The organism is Dongia sp., from assembly GCF_041909655.1.
GTDB lineage: Bacteria > Pseudomonadota > Alphaproteobacteria > Dongiales > Dongiaceae > Dongia.
In genome coordinates this window covers 1-15810 of sequence record NZ_JAYRDA010000003.1, presented here as the reverse complement: position 1 = coordinate 15810, position 15810 = coordinate 1, and the positions used below count along the sequence as shown (strand labels likewise).

Annotated in this window: 15 protein-coding genes; 6 read left to right on the top strand and 9 right to left on the bottom strand. The window is 62.6% G+C overall.

The features are described 5' to 3' along the window. Nucleotides 1-143: 143 nt before the first annotated feature. On the bottom strand, nucleotides 144-2624 hold the full coding sequence (gene hrpB / locus ACE3PR_RS06285; RefSeq protein WP_374369367.1) for an ATP-dependent helicase HrpB: 2481 nt from the start codon (nucleotides 2622-2624) through the stop codon (nucleotides 144-146). 124 nt (nucleotides 2625-2748) lie between these two features. On the opposite strand from hrpB, the gene ACE3PR_RS06280 reads away from it, so the two are divergent. The 4 genes from ACE3PR_RS06280 (at nucleotide 2749) to infC (ending at nucleotide 7762) form a co-directional block, all read left to right on the top strand. Then, complete coding sequence (locus ACE3PR_RS06280) at nucleotides 2749-3423, top strand: response regulator (protein ID WP_374369365.1); 675 nt, start codon at nucleotides 2749-2751, stop codon at nucleotides 3421-3423. Between the two features lie 55 nt (nucleotides 3424-3478). Then, a complete protein-coding gene (locus tag ACE3PR_RS06275; protein WP_374369363.1) occupies nucleotides 3479-4888 on the top strand; it encodes a sensor histidine kinase in 1410 nt (469 codons plus the stop codon). A 243-nt stretch (nucleotides 4889-5131) separates the two neighbouring features. Further along, nucleotides 5132-7060, top strand: coding sequence for a threonine--tRNA ligase (gene thrS / locus ACE3PR_RS06270; RefSeq protein ID WP_374369361.1), 1929 nt, complete (start codon nucleotides 5132-5134; stop codon nucleotides 7058-7060). 168 nt (nucleotides 7061-7228) lie between these two features. Further along, nucleotides 7229-7762, top strand: a complete 534-nt coding sequence (gene infC, locus ACE3PR_RS06265) for a translation initiation factor IF-3 (protein ID WP_374370755.1) — start codon at nucleotides 7229-7231, stop codon at nucleotides 7760-7762. A gap of 235 nt (nucleotides 7763-7997) precedes the next feature. On the opposite strand, the gene ACE3PR_RS06260 is transcribed toward infC, so the two are convergent. Continuing rightward, a complete protein-coding gene (locus ACE3PR_RS06260) occupies nucleotides 7998-8363 on the bottom strand; it encodes a hypothetical protein (RefSeq protein ID WP_374369359.1) in 366 nt (121 codons plus the stop codon). Then, nucleotides 8360-8713, bottom strand: coding sequence for a DUF1493 family protein (locus tag ACE3PR_RS06255; protein ID WP_374369357.1), 354 nt, complete (start codon nucleotides 8711-8713; stop codon nucleotides 8360-8362). Before ACE3PR_RS06255 ends, ACE3PR_RS06260 begins: the two co-directional genes overlap by 4 nt. Before the next feature lie 222 nt (nucleotides 8714-8935). Between ACE3PR_RS06255 and ACE3PR_RS06250 the strand changes: the two genes are divergently transcribed. Next, nucleotides 8936-9922 carry an aldo/keto reductase gene (locus ACE3PR_RS06250; protein WP_374369355.1) on the top strand — a complete coding sequence of 329 codons (987 nt, stop codon included), beginning with the start codon at nucleotides 8936-8938 and terminating at the stop codon, nucleotides 9920-9922. A 24-nt stretch (nucleotides 9923-9946) separates the two neighbouring features. On the opposite strand, the gene ACE3PR_RS06245 is transcribed toward ACE3PR_RS06250, so the two are convergent. From ACE3PR_RS06245 to ACE3PR_RS06220, 6 genes are all read right to left on the bottom strand, one after another. Beyond that, on the bottom strand, nucleotides 9947-10147 hold the full coding sequence (locus ACE3PR_RS06245) for a DUF1127 domain-containing protein (protein ID WP_374369354.1): 201 nt from the start codon (nucleotides 10145-10147) through the stop codon (nucleotides 9947-9949). A gap of 254 nt (nucleotides 10148-10401) precedes the next feature. Beyond that, nucleotides 10402-10830, bottom strand: coding sequence for a hypothetical protein (locus ACE3PR_RS06240; protein ID WP_374369352.1), 429 nt, complete (start codon nucleotides 10828-10830; stop codon nucleotides 10402-10404). Between the two features lie 92 nt (nucleotides 10831-10922). Then, a complete protein-coding gene (locus ACE3PR_RS06235) occupies nucleotides 10923-11129 on the bottom strand; it encodes a hypothetical protein (protein ID WP_374369350.1) in 207 nt (68 codons plus the stop codon). Nucleotides 11130-11205: 76 nt separating this feature from the next. Beyond that, entirely contained in the window at nucleotides 11206-11415 is a 210-nt protein-coding gene (locus tag ACE3PR_RS06230) for a bacterioferritin-associated ferredoxin (protein WP_374369348.1), read from the bottom strand. Beyond that, a complete protein-coding gene (locus ACE3PR_RS06225; protein ID WP_374369346.1) occupies nucleotides 11412-12401 on the bottom strand; it encodes a hypothetical protein in 990 nt (329 codons plus the stop codon). The genes ACE3PR_RS06230 and ACE3PR_RS06225 overlap by 4 nt, the downstream gene beginning before the upstream one ends. A gap of 39 nt (nucleotides 12402-12440) precedes the next feature. Then, the gene (locus ACE3PR_RS06220) at nucleotides 12441-14648 is read right to left on the bottom strand and encodes a TonB-dependent receptor plug domain-containing protein (RefSeq protein ID WP_374369344.1); all 2208 of its coding nucleotides are present in this window, start codon (nucleotides 14646-14648) and stop codon (nucleotides 12441-12443) included. Nucleotides 14649-14921: 273 nt separating this feature from the next. Here ACE3PR_RS06220 and ACE3PR_RS06215 point away from each other — a divergent pair. Then, nucleotides 14922-15810, top strand: an 889-nt coding sequence (locus ACE3PR_RS06215) for a hypothetical protein (RefSeq protein ID WP_374369342.1), incomplete at its 3' end; no start/stop codon positions are given.

Below are 15810 nucleotides of genomic sequence, written 5' to 3'. Positions count from 1 at the left end.
GCGGTCGTTGGTGCGGCTTTGGTATCTCAATATTGTCATGGTCCGCGCAGGCGGACCATCCACGAGTTTGTACGCCACTGATGAAGGAACTTGTGGATCCCCCGCCTGCGCGGGGGATGACAAACGAGTAAGTGAAACGAGACTCATCTTCTCGGCTTCGCCCGCGCGGTGGGCTCCGCGATCAGGGGGTCGTCGGGCCAGTAATGCTTCGGATATTGTCCTTTGAGATCGGCCTTCACGGCCTTGTAGGCGCCGGCCCAGAAACTGGCGAGATCCTGCGTCACCTGCACAGGCCGCCGGGCGGGCGAGAGCAGATGCAGGAGCACAGGCACGCGACCACCGCCGACGCGCGGTGTCTCGGTGGCGCCGAACATTTCCTGGAGCCGCACGGCGAGAACCGGCCGCGCGGGATCGCTGTAATCCAAAGGTACCCGCGAGCCCGAGGGCACGTCGAGATGGGTGGGGGCGAGCGAGTCCAGCGCCTGGCGCTGCTTCCAATCGAGGCTGTCGACGAGGGCGGCATGTAGATCCAGCCGCTCGAGATGTGCCCGGCGCAGACAGCCATCGAGATGCGGCCCCAGCCATTCCGCCAATGTCTCCAGCAAGGCCGCATCCGACCAATCCGGCCAGGCTTGATCGGGTAAAGCCTGCTTCAGGAACGTGACCCGTGCGCGCAGACTCAGCGCCGCCGCCGACCAGGGCAGAACGGCAAGGCCCATCTGCCCAATGCCCTCCAGCATCGCGGCACGCGCCAATTCCGCATCCGGCTTCTGCAGCGGCTTCTCTTCCAGAACCAGGCTGAGCAGGCGGCGTTCGCGTTTCGCTTCCACGATCTCGGTCCGCGCATTCCAGGCGACGCTCTCGCGCGTCTCGATGAGATCCGTGAAATCCTCTTCGATCTCGCCCAAAGTGATGGGTGCGGCCAGATAGATGCGCGCCATCTTTTCGCCGGCATCGAGCGTCGCGACGGCAAGCCAGGGTTCGCGCGAAAGGGGATCCTCGGTATTGAGCGCCGCCCCTCGACCGGAGGCAAGGCGGTATTGCCCGGCACCACCCCGCTGCTGCGCCAGGCGGTCGGGATAGGCAAGCGCGATGATGCTGCCGGCAGCACTGCGCGGCCGCGCTTCATCGGCCGGAACATCCAATTGCCGGCGCCAATCCCTGGCGGCCTGTTTCACCCGCTCGCGCGCGTTGCGATCGCCGCCATTCCCGGCCAGCATCTCCAGGCGCTGACCCAGATCGGCGCCGCGCGCGGGTCCGCTCACCAGATCCTTCTCGCTCAGAATCGCCGCGATGTCGCAGGCCAGTGCCCCGAGCCCCCGCGCCTTGGCCGTGATCAGCATGTGCGCCAGACGCGGATGCAGCCCCAGTTCCGCCATCGCCTTCCCATGCGCGGTGATGCGGTTCGTGGCATCGAGGGCGCCCAATTCGCGCAGCAATTCCCGCGCCTGATTGAGGGCGCCCGATGGCGGCGGATCGAGGAGCGCCAATTGCGCCACATCCTCGATCCCCCAGGCGGCAAGCTCCAGGGCGAGCGGGGCGAGATCGACTTCCAGAATTTCCGGAATCGGCTGGGGGCTGAGTGCCCGCTCGCTATTGGCACTCCACAGGCGATAACAAATGCCGGGCCCCAATCGTCCGGCGCGGCCGCGCCGCTGATCGGCATTGGCGAGCGAGACCCTGGTCGTCACCAGCCGCGTCATGCCGGTCGCCGGATCGAAGCGCGCCACGCGGCGGAGCCCGCTATCCACCACGCAGGTGATACCCGCGATGGTAAGCGAGCTTTCGGCGATGCTGGTGGAGAGCACGATCTTGCGCCGGCCTTGCCCGTCGGGCCGGATCGCGCGGTCCTGCTCGGCCATGGGGAGATCGCCATGGAGCGCCAGGATCGCGGCATCGTTGATGCCGCCCAATTCCCGCTCGGTGCGGCGGATCTCGGCTAAGCCCGGCAGGAAGGCGAGGATGTCGCCCGATGTTTCGGTGACTGCGCGGCGGATCGCCGAGGCCATCCGTTTCTCCACCCATGTCTGGGTGTCGTCGCCCAGATGAATCGTCTCCACCGGAAAGGCACGGCCCTCGCTGGTGATGCGCTGGGCGCCCGGCATCAATTGCTGGATCGTGGCACCGTCGAGTGTCGCCGACATGACGATTAGGCGGAGGTCCGGCCGCAGACCCGCTTGCGCTTCGAGTGCGAAAGCGAGAGCGAGATCGGCATCGATGCTGCGCTCATGAAACTCGTCGAACAGGATCGCGGCGACACCGGTGAGGCCGGGATCGCCCTGAAGCTGCCGCAGGAACAAGCCGGTGGTCACGCATTCGATCCGTGTCTTCGGCCCGATCTTACGGTCAAGCCGAACGCGGTAGCCGACCCGTTCGCCGATGGCTTCCCCCAAATGCTGCGCCAGCCGATGCGCCGCCCCTCGGGCGGCAAGGCGGCGCGGCTCCAGGAGAATGATCTTGCCGTCCCCCCGCCAGGCGGAATCGAGCAGGGCCAGCGGTACCTGGGTCGTCTTGCCGGCACCGGGCGGGGCTTCCAGCACCAGATTGGGCGACGCGGCGAGCCGCGCCTGAATCTCCGGCAATAAAGGTGCGATCGGCAGGCTGGGATCGAAATCGATGCTCATGCCCGGGCGGTCTTAAGGGGCAAGCAGGGACTTGTCCAGGGAGGGGCCCATCACCAAATGTCAGGTTCCTGTCAGTCGTGGCGGGTATCAAGAATCCCCCGATCTTCCCGGGAAGGGACCCCAGATGCGCCTGATGCTCGTCGAAGACAATGACCGCCTCTCCGAATTCCTGGAAAAGGGGTTGGGCGATGCCGGTTTTGTGGTCGACCGGGCCGCGGATCTCGCCGCCGCCCAGGCCACGCTGGAAGCCGGCGGGTTCGACGCCGTGATCCTCGATCTCGGCCTCCCCGATGGCGACGGCCTCGACTTCCTGAAAAAGCGCCGCGCCATCGGTGATCAGACGCCGGTCCTGATTCTCACGGCGCGCGATGGCCTCAGCGACCGGGTGGGTGGGCTCAATGCCGGGGCTGACGATTATCTTGCCAAGCCCTTCGCCATGGAGGAATTGGTGGCACGGGTGAAGGCGCTGCTGCGCCGGCCGGGGGCGGCGCTGGGGGTGCAGCTTGTTCTTGGCAATATCTGTCTCGACACGATCGGCCCCTCTTTCCTGATCGACGAGCGGCCGGTGACGCTGACCCGGCGTGAGCTTGCCTTGATGGAGATCCTGCTGCGCCGGCCGGGCAAGGTCGTGAGCCGCGGCGCCATCGAAGAAGGCCTCTACAGCTTCAACGACGAAGTTGGCTCGAACGCCCTTGAAGTGCTGGTCTCGCGTTTGCGCAAGAAACTGGGCAGCCTCGGCGCCGACATCAATCTCCATACCGTGCGCGGCGTCGGCTATATGGTGATGGATCGGACCTGAGGCCGCGTCGGCCACAATCCTGGACCGGGCCGCGATTCGGTGGCTACATTCCGCCATGCTCAACAGATCCAGGGTTTCCGCCGGCTCCTCCTTGCAGACCCGCCTTGCCGCGCGGCTGCTGGCGGTATTCGTCTTCGCGTTCATCGCCAGCGGCCTGGCCACCTTTCTGATCTCGCGGGCCGACGATACCGATATCCCGGATGAGGGCCTGCTGCGGAATTTCGACGATGTGCGCCGTTATGTCGACGAAGCCGAGGACGGCACCTGGGACGTGAATCCGAAGCTGCTGCCCCCCGGCATCACCTTCATCCTGCGCTTTCCCGACGGAGTGGAAATCCAGCGCGGCGGCGATCCCGAAATCCTGGCTGCGATCGACGCCATGTCGACGCCGCAGATCATCACCAGCATGCCGCAGGGTGCCATCAACATGTATTGGTGGCTCGATCCGGCGACCGAGAACAGCTATTACCTGATTTCGCGCGCGGTGCGGAACGAAGGTCGCTCGGCGATCCTGGAACTGGCCCAGGTGGTGACGCCGACCGAATCCGGTCTTTACGCGCTGGTCGATGAATGGCTGGGTGAATTCGTGCCGGTCGGCATTCCCTTGCTGGTGGTCCTGGTCGTCGCCCTGACACTCTCGGTGCGCTCAGCCTTGCGTCCGCTCGACAAATTGCGGCGTCTCGCCGGCCGCATCGGCCCGCATCAGACGGGCCTGCGTCTCCCGGTCGAAGAATTGCCGCAGGAACTGCATCAGCCGGTCCTTGCCATCAACCGTGCGCTGGAGCGCCTCGACCGGGGCTTCCAGGCGCAGCGCGACTTCCTCGCCGATGCGGCCCATGAACTCAGGACGCCGCTCACGATTCTGGCGGCCCATCTCGACACCCTGCCGCGCCAGAACGCGACCGATGCCTTGAAAGGCGATGTCGAGCGCATGACGCGCCTGGTCAATCAATTGCTGCTGGTGGCACAGCTTGAATCTCTCACCATCCAGCCGGAGGAAAAGGCCGATCTCGCCGAAATCGCCGTCGATTTGGCCGCGCTCTTTGCGCCGCTCGCGATCCGCCGCCGCCGCAATGTGGGGGTCAGCGGCGCCGAACGCCCGGTCATCGTGCGCGGCAACAAGGATGCGATTCACCAGGCTCTGCGCAATCTCGTGGAAAACGCGCTCCGCTTCACGCCGGAAGGCAGCGAGGTCGAGATCAGCGTCGATCCATCGGGCAGTGTCTCGGTCAGCGACCATGGCCCCGGCATCCCGCCCTCCGAGCGCGAGATGCTGTTCCGCCGCTTCTGGCAGGGCGAACGCGTGAAGCGGCGCGATGATGGCCGGGGCAAGGAAGGTGGCGGCGCCGGCCTCGGCCTCGCCATCGCCCAGCGCATCGCCGAAACCCATGGCGCCCGGCTCGAACTCGACGACAACCCCGGCGGCGGCGCCCGGTTTACGCTCACCTTGCCGATGGCGGTGTAGGAGCTGTCCCCTCACCCCCACCCTCTCCCCGCTATTCGCGGGGCGAGGGAGCTGCCGAGTTCGAACAAAGCCCCTCGCCCCATGAAATGGGGAGAGGGGTTGGGGTGAGGGGTTGTCGGACGCTGATACTCCATTCGTCGGCCGCCTCGCCTTGACAGGGCGCGATTTCCCCCTAAAGTCCGCCGGTTCCGGGCTTTTTTGCTGCGGAATCGTGGAAAAACACCCAGTTTTTTGAAGGATGTCATGCTGACGATCACGCTGCCGGATGGCGCGAAGCGGGAGTTTCCGGGGCCGGTTTCCGGCGCCGAGCTCGCGGCTGCCATCGGGCCCGGCCTTGCGAAGGCCGCCCTCGCCATCAAATTCGACGGGAAGGTCCGCGACCTTGCCACCGTCATGACGACTGATGCGAAGGTCGAGATCGTCACCCGAACTCATCCGGATGCCCTGGACCTCATCCGCCATGACGCCGCCCATGTGATGGCGGAGGCGGTGCAGGAACTCTTCCCGGGCACGCAGATCACCTTCGGTCCGGCGACCGAGAATGGCTATTACTACGATTTCCACCGCGCCCAGCCCTTCTCGCCCGAGGATTTTGCGGCGATCGAGCAGCGCATGAAGGAAATCGTCGACCGCGACGAGAAGATCACGCGCGAAGTCGTCTCGCGCGACGAAGCCGTGCGCCGCTTCAAGGCATTGGGCGAATCGTTCAAGGCCGAATGGGTGGCCTCGATTCCGGCCGATGAGGAGATCTCGCTCTATCACCAGGGCAAATGGTTCGATCTCTGCACCGGGCCGCATCTCCCTTCGACGGGGAAGCTCGGCAAGGCCTTCAAGATCATGAAGGTCGCCGGTGCCTATTGGCGGGGCGATGCCAACAACCCGCAGCTACAGCGCGTCTATGGCACGGCCTGGGCGGATGAGAAGCAGCTCTCGGCCTATCTCCATCAATTGGAGGAAGCGGAGAAGCGCGATCATCGCCGTTTGGGCCGCGAGATGGATCTCTTCCATCAGCAGGAAGAGGCGGTGGGCTCGATCTTCTGGCATCCGCGCGGCTGGCGGCTCTACCGCAAGCTGGAAAGCTATATCCGCCGGCGGCTGGAGCAGAACGGCTATGAGGAAGTGAAGACGCCGCAGATTCTCGATCGTTCCTTCTGGGAAAAGTCGGGGCATTGGGAGAAGTTCCGCGAGGCGATGTTCGTCATCGACGACGATGAGGACAACACCAAGCAATTGGCCTTGAAGCCGATGAACTGCCCGGGCCATGTCCAGATCTTCCGCCAGGGCTTGAAGAGCTACCGGGATCTCCCCATCCGCCTCGCGGAATTCGGCGCCTGCCACCGCAACGAACCTTCAGGGGCGCTGCACGGCATCATGCGGGTGCGCGCCTTCACCCAGGATGACGCGCATATCTTCTGCACCGAGGACCAGATCGTCGACGAGACCAAGGCGTTCTGCGACTTCCTGCTCTCGGTCTACAAGGATTTCGGCTTCGAGGATGTGAAGGTGAAATTCTCCGACCGGCCGGAAAAGCGCGCCGGGTCGGATGCCATCTGGGACAAGGCCGAGGAAGCGCTCAAAACCGCAACCACGGCTGCCGGCCTCGACTACACGCTCAATCCGGGCGAGGGCGCCTTTTATGGTCCCAAGCTCGAATTCGTGCTCCGCGACACGATCGGTCGCGACTGGCAATGCGGCACGCTGCAATGCGATTTTGTGCTGCCGGAACGGCTTGATGCCACCTATATCGGCGAGGATGGGCAGAAGCACCGCCCGGTCATGCTGCACCGCGCCATCTTCGGCTCGCTGGAGCGTTTCGTCGGCATCTTGATCGAGCATCACGCCGGCAAATTCCCGCTCTGGCTGGCGCCGACGCAAGCGGTGGTGTGCTCAATCGTCTCCGACTGCAACCCCTATGCGGAAGCCATCGTGGCGAAATTGCGCGCGGCGGGGCTGGTGGCCGAATTCGACGGCCGCAACGAGAAGATCAATTACAAGGTGCGCGAGCATAGCCTGGCCAAGATTCCGATCATCATCGCGGTCGGCAAGCGTGATGAGGAGGCCGGCACCGTGGCCGTGCGCCGCCTGGGTGAGGAAGGACAGAAAACCTTGCCGCTCGCCGAGGCGATTGCTCTTCTGGCCGAGGAGGCGCGTTCGCCGCTCGACCGTTCATGACCATCGGCGGTGACTTCGCGCTTATCGGCACGCAGGGCATTGCTGAAATGCCCATTTCTTTGGCATAATGCTTTTTAACCACCCGTCGCCCATCCTGGGCGGCGGGTGCACTGCCTTAAAGGGCAGCGAGATTTACGACAACCACAGCAGGAGCTGACCATAGCTAGGATCCCGACCCAGGAAAACGCGCCCGCCCGTGAACAGGGCCCCCGCGTCAACCACCAGATCAGCGTGCGCGAAGTGCGCCTGGTCAAAGAAGACGGCGAAATGCTCGGCGTCGTGCCGACCCGCGAGGCGCTCACCATGGCGGCCGATGTGGGTCTCGATCTGGTGGAGATCTCCCCGACCGCCAATCCCCCAGTCTGCAAGATTCTCGATTACGGCAAGTTCAAATACGAAGCGCAGAAGCGCAAGAACGAAGCCAAGAAGAAGCAGAAGGTGATCGAGGTCAAAGAGATCAAGATGCGCCCTGGCATCGACATTCACGATTACGAAGTGAAGATGCGCGCGATCCGGTCTTTCCTTGGCGAAGGCGACAAGGTGAAGGTCACCATGCGCTTCCGTGGCCGCGAAATGATGCACCAGGAACTGGGCCTCAAGGTCCTCGACCGCGTCCGCGCCGAGCTTGACGAGTTGATCAAGGTGGAATCCCACCCCAAGCTCGAAGGCCGCCAGATGATCATGACGATCGCGCCGAAGTAATCGCGCGAGTCTTAGGCGAACAGAAAAACAGTGCGTCGGCCCCAGCAGCGGACGCACTGTTTTTTTGCCCTGAATTCAGGTGTCTCGTTGTCATGTCCGCGGAAGCGGGCATGACGGCGCTTTTGGGTCGCATCATTATTTCATTGTCATGGTCGGCGAAGGCCGACCATCCACGAGTTCATCGGAACTAAGAGCATTCGTGGAGCCTGCGTATTGACTAGCTGAACCAGCGGCCTTACGAGCGTACATTCTCAGCCGCCCGGATGTCGTCCAGCCATTCTTGCGCAAGCCGTGGCTCACCCGGCGCGTTGGGATCCTTGATTGTTCGCATCTGAAGCAGGCGGGCATGAAGCGGGAAGGAATCCGCATATCCCAGTTGGCTGCGCATTTGCTCGATCTCGGCACCAAGATTGAGCAAATGGTTGGCATCGGGCGATTGAAGATGATGCCGGGCGAACTGCCCGAGGCTCTCCGTAGCCCGGTCATTCTGGTCAAGTAAGCCCCATTTGCCGGCTGCGCAGCGCTCCAGGGCGGCAGTGAGAAATTCAGAGTACTCTGCTTCCAGCGACATGAGCTTGCGCTCACGGCTTGCTCTGCTCATGGCGATATCCTGGTAGCAGGTGGCGTGGCTCCCGGGGCGACAGGGTCGAACCATTGTCCTCTGTTGATGACATCGACGAGGTGGCCGAGGGTGAATTCCTTCTTGTCGCTTTTACACCCGATCAGTGATGTCCAATAATAGGAGAGCGCGTCCGTTTCGTTGGGAAAGAACGCATCGAAATCGAGTTCGCTGAAATCGGTGCCATACGTCGCGACGATCTTTTCCAGCAGCTCATCGACATCGTCGCCACCCAGATGCAGATCCTGTTGCAGTCGCGTGGTGGGCTCGAGTGACGCGAGATTACCGAAAAACTCGCGCAGAATGGGTTCGATCGCCGGTAACGTAACCATGGGTCCCTCGATAGATTCCACATCGGGACATGCATTCGATATAGCAGCGAAGATTGTCCTGGTTCTGATGATCCGGCAAGGGCTGGCATCACACAATCAGGTCAGGAGTTACGAGCATCAAGCAAGCTCCCGCCCTTGATCCCTTGGCCGTCTTCTTCGAGAATAGGGAACACGCGCCCTCATATGAGCGGCGCGTTTTTCATTTCTGAGGGAGGTGACGCCATGCTGCCGAAACGGAAACTGGGTAGTCAGGGTCTTGCCGTCTCGGCGATCGGCCTTGGCTGCATGGGGATGAGCCAATCCTATGGCCCGGCGAATGATGCGGAATCCATTGCCGTCATTCACCGCGCCATTGACCTCGGCTGCACTTTCTTTGACACGGCCGAAGTCTATGGGCCTTTCGTCAACGAGGAATTGCTGGGTCGTGCGCTCAAGGGCAAACGCGACCAGGTCGTGATCGCCACGAAATTCGGTTTCGCCATCGCTGCGGACGGCAAGATCGGCGGCACCGATTCACGGCCCGTGCATATCCGCGCGGTGGTCGATGCGTCCTTGCAGCGCCTCGGCACCGATCACATCGATCTCCTCTACCAGCATCGCGTCGACAAGGCGGTGCCGATCGAGGATGTGGCGGGCGCGGTCAGGGATCTCATCGCCGCCGGCAAGGTACGCTATTTCGGCTTGTCGGAAGCGGGTGTCTCGACCATCCGCCGGGCGCACCAAGTGCAGCCGGTCTCGGCGCTCCAGAGCGAATATTCGCTGTGGGAGCGCAATCTCGAAGACGGGATCATCCCGGCGCTGAAGGAACTCGGCATCGGCCTGGTGCCGTTCAGCCCGCTGGGGCGCGGTTTCCTCACCGGGGCCGTGCGCGCCGAGGATCTGCCGGCAGGCGATTACCGGAAGCAGGACCCGCGCTTTCAGGGCGCCAATTTCGACGCCAACATGAAGGCGGCCGGCGTGGTGCGGGATCTGGCGCGGGATATGGGTGTCAAACCCGGCCAGCTTGCTTTGGCCTGGCTGCTCGCCAAGGGTGATTTCATCGTGCCGATTCCCGGCACGAAACGGCAAAGCTATCTCGCCGAGAATCTCGCCGCGGCGACGATCCGCCTGTCAGCGGAAGACCTCAACCGCCTGGATAACGCCTTGCCGCCCGGCAGCATTGCCGGGCTCCGCTATGGCGAGATGCATCTCAGCCTGCTGGACCGCTAGAGGCGCGGTCCGGCGGGCTGGGACTTAATTGGCTTCGGCGGTCTTCGCGAAAGCGTCGCCCTGCTTCTTCGCAGCCGGCTGGATGCGGGCGGCGGCTTCGCGGGCGATGCCGGCGATTTCCGAGCGGCGAATGCCGAGATCGGCCAATTCGCGTTCGCTATAGGCACCCAGTTCGCGGCGGACTTCGCTGTAGACGGCCCAGCGGCGGAACGTGGTCTCAATCATCGAAAAGAGCTGCATAATCTTGTCCTCTTGCATTAGGGATCGTTCAGCAGCCCCCCAGAACTCGCTAAAACATATAGTCTGACAATTTCCGCAGTGCAATATGCTTTCCCTGCGACATTGTGTGCGCCAGGCGCGGATATTTCTAACATGCTGAAAAATATGATCTAAATGGCGCAGAAAAATGTTGCATCGCAGCAACACTCGCGCGGAATCATCAGTTAACTTAATTCAAGTTAACATGAATGGAATCGAGGCTATCGCCGCGCGCGTACCCGGCCATCCATCTCCAGTTTGTAATTGGTGATCAGGCCGGTTTTGTCGAGATATTCGACATGGATGTATTCGCGGTCATCCTGGTCGTCATGCTTGATCTTGAGTTTGCGGATGCTGGCCCCGCCCTTGTTGACAGCGTCGCGCCCGCCGGCCGGCAGCGCTTTGAGGACTTCCTGGATCACGACATGCTCGTTGCCGCCCAGCATCTTGCCGTTCGTGCCGTCGAAGACCAGGTTGTAGAACTTGCCGTTGCGGTGATAGCCGATATCGTATTCGACCACCTGATGGGCAGCACTCTCGATGATGTCGCTCAGCTTCGAGCCCACAAGGAAGCGGGCGGTGGCCTGCTGGACCTCGACGGGCAGGTCCCAATAGGACCCGATTAGGCGCTTGCGTTCGCTGGCGGTCATCAATCGCTCCATCCTGCCGAAAGTGGCAGGCCTGCCATTGGCAGACCCGCCACGTCCCGTCAAGCCGGCTCAGTGCCGGAATCAGTGCCGGCTTAGTGCTTGTGCGCGCCGAACTCGACCTTGCTCTTGTCGATTTCGATGCTGGCCTTGCCGGCGAGCTCCTTCACGACGTCCTTGAGGCGTGCCTGCGCCTTCTGGAAGGCGTCGTCATGGCTCGCCGCCTCGACAAAGGCCTCGAATTCCAGTTTGTCGCCATTGTCCAACATATGGGCGACCTTCGCCTTGTAGCTCTGCGTCATCTTCTTATCCTCATACAAGATGGCTGGTTGTGATTGGGTCCCACTCCTTTTTTTGGGAGGGAACCCGGCTGGGGTGTCAGGCTTTTCCTTCGCTCAACACCTTTCGGATCATCGGCACGCAATTGGCGCATTTCGGCATGCGGCCGATGTGTTTGAAACAGGCTTTGACGCTGTCGGCCCCGGCGGCGCAGGCCTCGCGGAAGGCCGCTTCGCTGATGTCGTGGCAAGTGCAATGCCGGCGCTCCTGCGCCTGGCTCACCCGCGCCTGGCTCATTCGCCCGGTCATGACGCGGCCCCGCTGTCGGGACCGGGCTGATCGGCTGCCGGCCGCAGCACGCGGGTCACCGCCGGCCAGCCCTCGCGCACCTTGTTGTAGACCTTGGTGACTTCCGAGAGCGGCTTTGCCATCAGCTTCAGATTGACCAGAAAGACGCCGATCTCTGCGGCACTCATCTCCATGGGCAGCAGGGACCACAGCCCCGTCACGGAAAGCACCAGCACGATCACCAATCCCACCCAGAAGGCGAAGGAGGCGATGGCCTCGCTCGCCTGCTTCACCAGCTCGAAGCGGATCCGCTTGATATAGAGCCGCTCTTGCTCGCGGTAGAGATCGGCCTTGTCGCCGCGCGCCACCGCCGAACCCACGCCGGAAACCAGGCGCAGCAGGCTGTGGCTGTAGCGCTGGATGATGCCGCCGAACAGCAGTGCGGCGGCAAACGGGATGAGTGTCGCCACGAACAAGGCGGGCAGCAGATCGGGTGCGAGGTTGAGCTGCCAGATCACCACCGCCGGCAGGCCAACGACGACCAGCCATAATTCCTTCTGGAAGAGATCCAGGATCTTGCGCGCGTTCTCGCAATCATTGATCGAGCGTGCCACCTGCTCGCCGACACAGCCATCGCCCCGCCGGTCGAACCAGATCCGCTGCAGATCGATGAGCAGCCGGTCGTCCAGCATGCGGTTGGCGATCTTCTCCGCGATCTGCAGCAAGGCGAGCCCTAAGAAAATACCCATGGCGAGCGGCGCATAGCTCAGCAATTCCCGGAGCAGGAAATGCCGGTCGCCGGTCGAGATCTCGTTGAGCACTTCCTGGGTCAGCCAGGCCTGCACGGGCGCCAAGGCCGGCGCCACCACATTGGGCAGGATCGCCGCCACCAGCAGATAAGGATGGCGCAGCATCACCAGCAGCATTTCCCATAGCAGCACGTGCCAGGCATCTCGCCCGGCACGGAACTCGGAATGGATCGGATGCGAAAGACTGGCTGTTTTCATGGCTTGTCTCGCGTCTGCCTTAGCGGGGTGAGGGGGTGGCTAGAACTTGGCATTCAATCCGAACAGGAACAGGCGGCCGCCGTTTTCGATCTCGGTCTCGCCATTGGCCTTGTGCTTGACGCGGTTCTCGTTGGTGAGATTCTGGCCGACGGCAAACAATTCGACTCCGGGCAGCACGCGTTGCGCCAGCCGCGCCTCGAGGTAGAATTCCTCCTCGCGGTCGTCATTGCCGTATTCCACCTGCTTGATCAGCCCCACGTAATTGCCGCCAACGGAGATGCTGGTGCCGAGTTCCTGGTTGATCCAGGCAATCTCCAGATTGCCGAAGAATTGCGGCTGGTCCTTGAAGGGGCGCGAAACGCCGTCTGCGCTTTTGAGGCGGCTGCGGGTCAGGGTCTGGTTGGCATTGATCTCGAAATCGTCGAGGAAGCCCGTTGCGAAGATGCCGAGATCCAGCTTCTCGACCAGCGTAATTCCCTGGACATGGCCGTCGCCGACATTCTGCACCTGCTCGACCGTGTCGCCGTCGATGATCTCGCCCGTGGCGACGCTCTCGATCACATCCTTGATCTCGCGGTGGAAGAGACCCAGCTCGAAGCCGATCTCGTCATCCTCATAGCCAAGGCTGGTCTCGAAGGCCCAGGCCTTGGCCGGCTTCAATTGCGGATTGCCGATCACCAATTTGCCGGCGGCGCTGTCATCGGCAAAAGGCGACAGCTCGTCGAATTTCGGCCGGTTGACGAGGCGCGCCACACTCGCCCGGTAGGTGATCTCGTCGGTGATGTGAACCGCGACGGGGAGCGAGGGCAGCAGGTCGAAGAAATTCGAGTTGTCCACGTTGTTGTCGCCGTCTTCCGCTTCCAGCGTCACATATTCGACGCGCACACCCGGCGTCAGCACGAACCACTCGATTGGCCGGATCTCGTCCTGCACATAGCCGGCGTAATAGCGCTCCAGCAAAGTGTACTGGCCCTTGGCGTCCACTGCAGCGACGCCGCCCACGGTCTTGTCCTTGAGCTTGTCGCGGTCGCGCTGGCGCAGCAGGAAGCCGATCTGCGGCGTGTGCTCCAATCCGTGCGACAAAGGCAGCTTGAGATCGCTCTGCAGGAAACCGATCGCGTCGCTCTTGTCCTCGGTCTCGATCTCGCGCTGGGCGAGGTTCTGCACGCCGGCGGCGTTGAAGACCTCCTTTACCTTCTTCTTGTCTTCCCGCGTGTGGAAATAGCCGGCGCGCGCCCGAAGTTCTGCATTGGCGCCGCCGGGCAAATCGAGATCGAAGGCGTGCTCCTGACGGATGGTGCCGCCGATCGTTTCCTTGATCTTGTCCTCGCTCTCGGTCTCCGACCCGTTGAAAATTCCGGCGCCGTTGAACTTGTCCTTCAGCTTGTTCTTGTCCTCGTCGAGGCTGAGATACATCGGCTCGATATGGATTTCGCCGCCGTCGTAATAGAAGGCGGCATCCATCAGGGCATCGATGGAATCGGTCGGCTTGTCCTCGTATTCGCGTTCGGCCTCGGTGCCGTTCGCGCGCAGCTTCACCTTGTCCTTGTAAATGGGCACGCGGTTATAGGCGACGCTGCCCTGCAGGCCGAAATGTTCGCCGATGCGACCGCCCATCGTGCCGCTGGCGAGATGCGCCGCATCGTCATTGGCGTCGAGAAAGCCGTAGCCAAGATCGAGCTCGGCCGAGAATTCCAGGGGAATGTCGCGGGTGTTGATGTTGACCACGCCGGCGAGGCCGTCGGCCTCGTATTCGGCGGTGCGGTTGCGAATCACTTCGACGGATTCGACCATGCCGACCGGCAGGCGGTCGAGGTTGAACTCCCGTTTCTCGCCGCCATCGGGAATGGGAATCCCGTTGACCGTGGTGCGGGTGAATTCCTTGTCGAGGCCGAAGACGCGGGCTTCCTTGTCCTCGCCGGGACCGCCGCCAGTCAGCACGCCGGGCAGGCGCTTGGCGACGTCATTGACGCGCAAGGGTGCTGCGTCGTGCACGAAATCTTCCCGCGCGATGCTGTTCTTGGGTTCCGGGCCCGCAGCCTCCGCGTCCTTGGGCGCCTGGTCCGTCACGATCACCGGCGGCAAGGCGGGGGGCAGGGTCTCCGCCCATTGATCGAGCGCCTCCAGAGTCGGATGCGCCGGCGATCCGGCGCCGGTCGATTCCTGGGCAAGTGCGGGTGAAAGAATGCAGGCAGCGCCAAGCACCCCGGCAAATAGCCGCGCAAATCCGGTCGCGGCCCGAGACACGCCCCCCGAAGAGAAGCCCCCAGACCGACCCCCGAACTGGCGGATCGTCTGCGGCCTTTTCTCTGTCGGCACGGACATCCCCAATTCAAAATATGTACGCAATTGCGAAACGCTCGCAGGTTCCGGTCAGTCCTATCTCACCTGCGAATAATTTTCAAATGCATTTGATCTCGCGAGCATCTCTGGATTTCCGCCAATGTATCCGTTTTGTTCTTTACATTTTCTGCAGACGATATTATATATTTTACGTAACATCGTGGAGAAAACCAGACCATGTCGAAGCCTCCGAAAGAACCCTCCATTCTCGGCACCTGGCGTGGTGACCGGTTCGATTTCGCCTCGCCGGCTGCGCGCGAGGCCTGGCATCGCTCCGCCTATGGCCAGGCAGTCGACCCCGAGACTTGGCATCTCGGCGATCCGGTCGACCCGGAAACGGAACGCGCGATCGGTCTCGGCATCGGTGGTGCGCAACCGCCGGCCTATCGCGGTCCGGATGGCCAGAGCCGCTTTGGCAATTCCCGTACGCTGGAGCGGGCGGATCTGCGCGCCATCCGGCAGCGCGCCTTCGCCGGCAAATCAATCGAAGAGATCGAAGACGCCTATGACACCGGCACCTTGCTCCCGGGGGAAGAGGAAGCCGTGCATTTGCTGCTGGGTACGCCGCAGGCTCGCAAGCGGCCGCCTGCGATCACCCCCGCCCCCGTGGCGCAAACCGATTATGCCAATCCGGAATCGGCAATGCGGTCGCTGTTCGGAATGGACCCGGATGCGCCGCGCCCGAACATCCTGCCGGACCCGCGCGGCGCCGATGGCGAATTTACCTCGGACGTGTCGCAATGGACGGCCCCTCAGCTGCTTTATGATCTGGCAAAGGCCTTCGTCACGCCGCGGGTCGCGATCGAGGGCGGAAAGGTATCGGATGCCGATGCGCTCAATCTGGCTCTATCGACCGCGGGCGGCGGCGTCGCTAAAACCGCATCGCATGGCGCAATCGGCATGCCGCAGGTGGCGGAATCGTTGGCCTCACGCCAGGCAAAACTGTATGATGGTCCGCAAGTTCAAAGGCCGTTCAGCAAGGATTATCCCGATGGCTACCGAACCGACGCAGCCGGAAACCTCACCCACGACATCGACGGAAACCCCCTCGAAATCGGCAATCGAA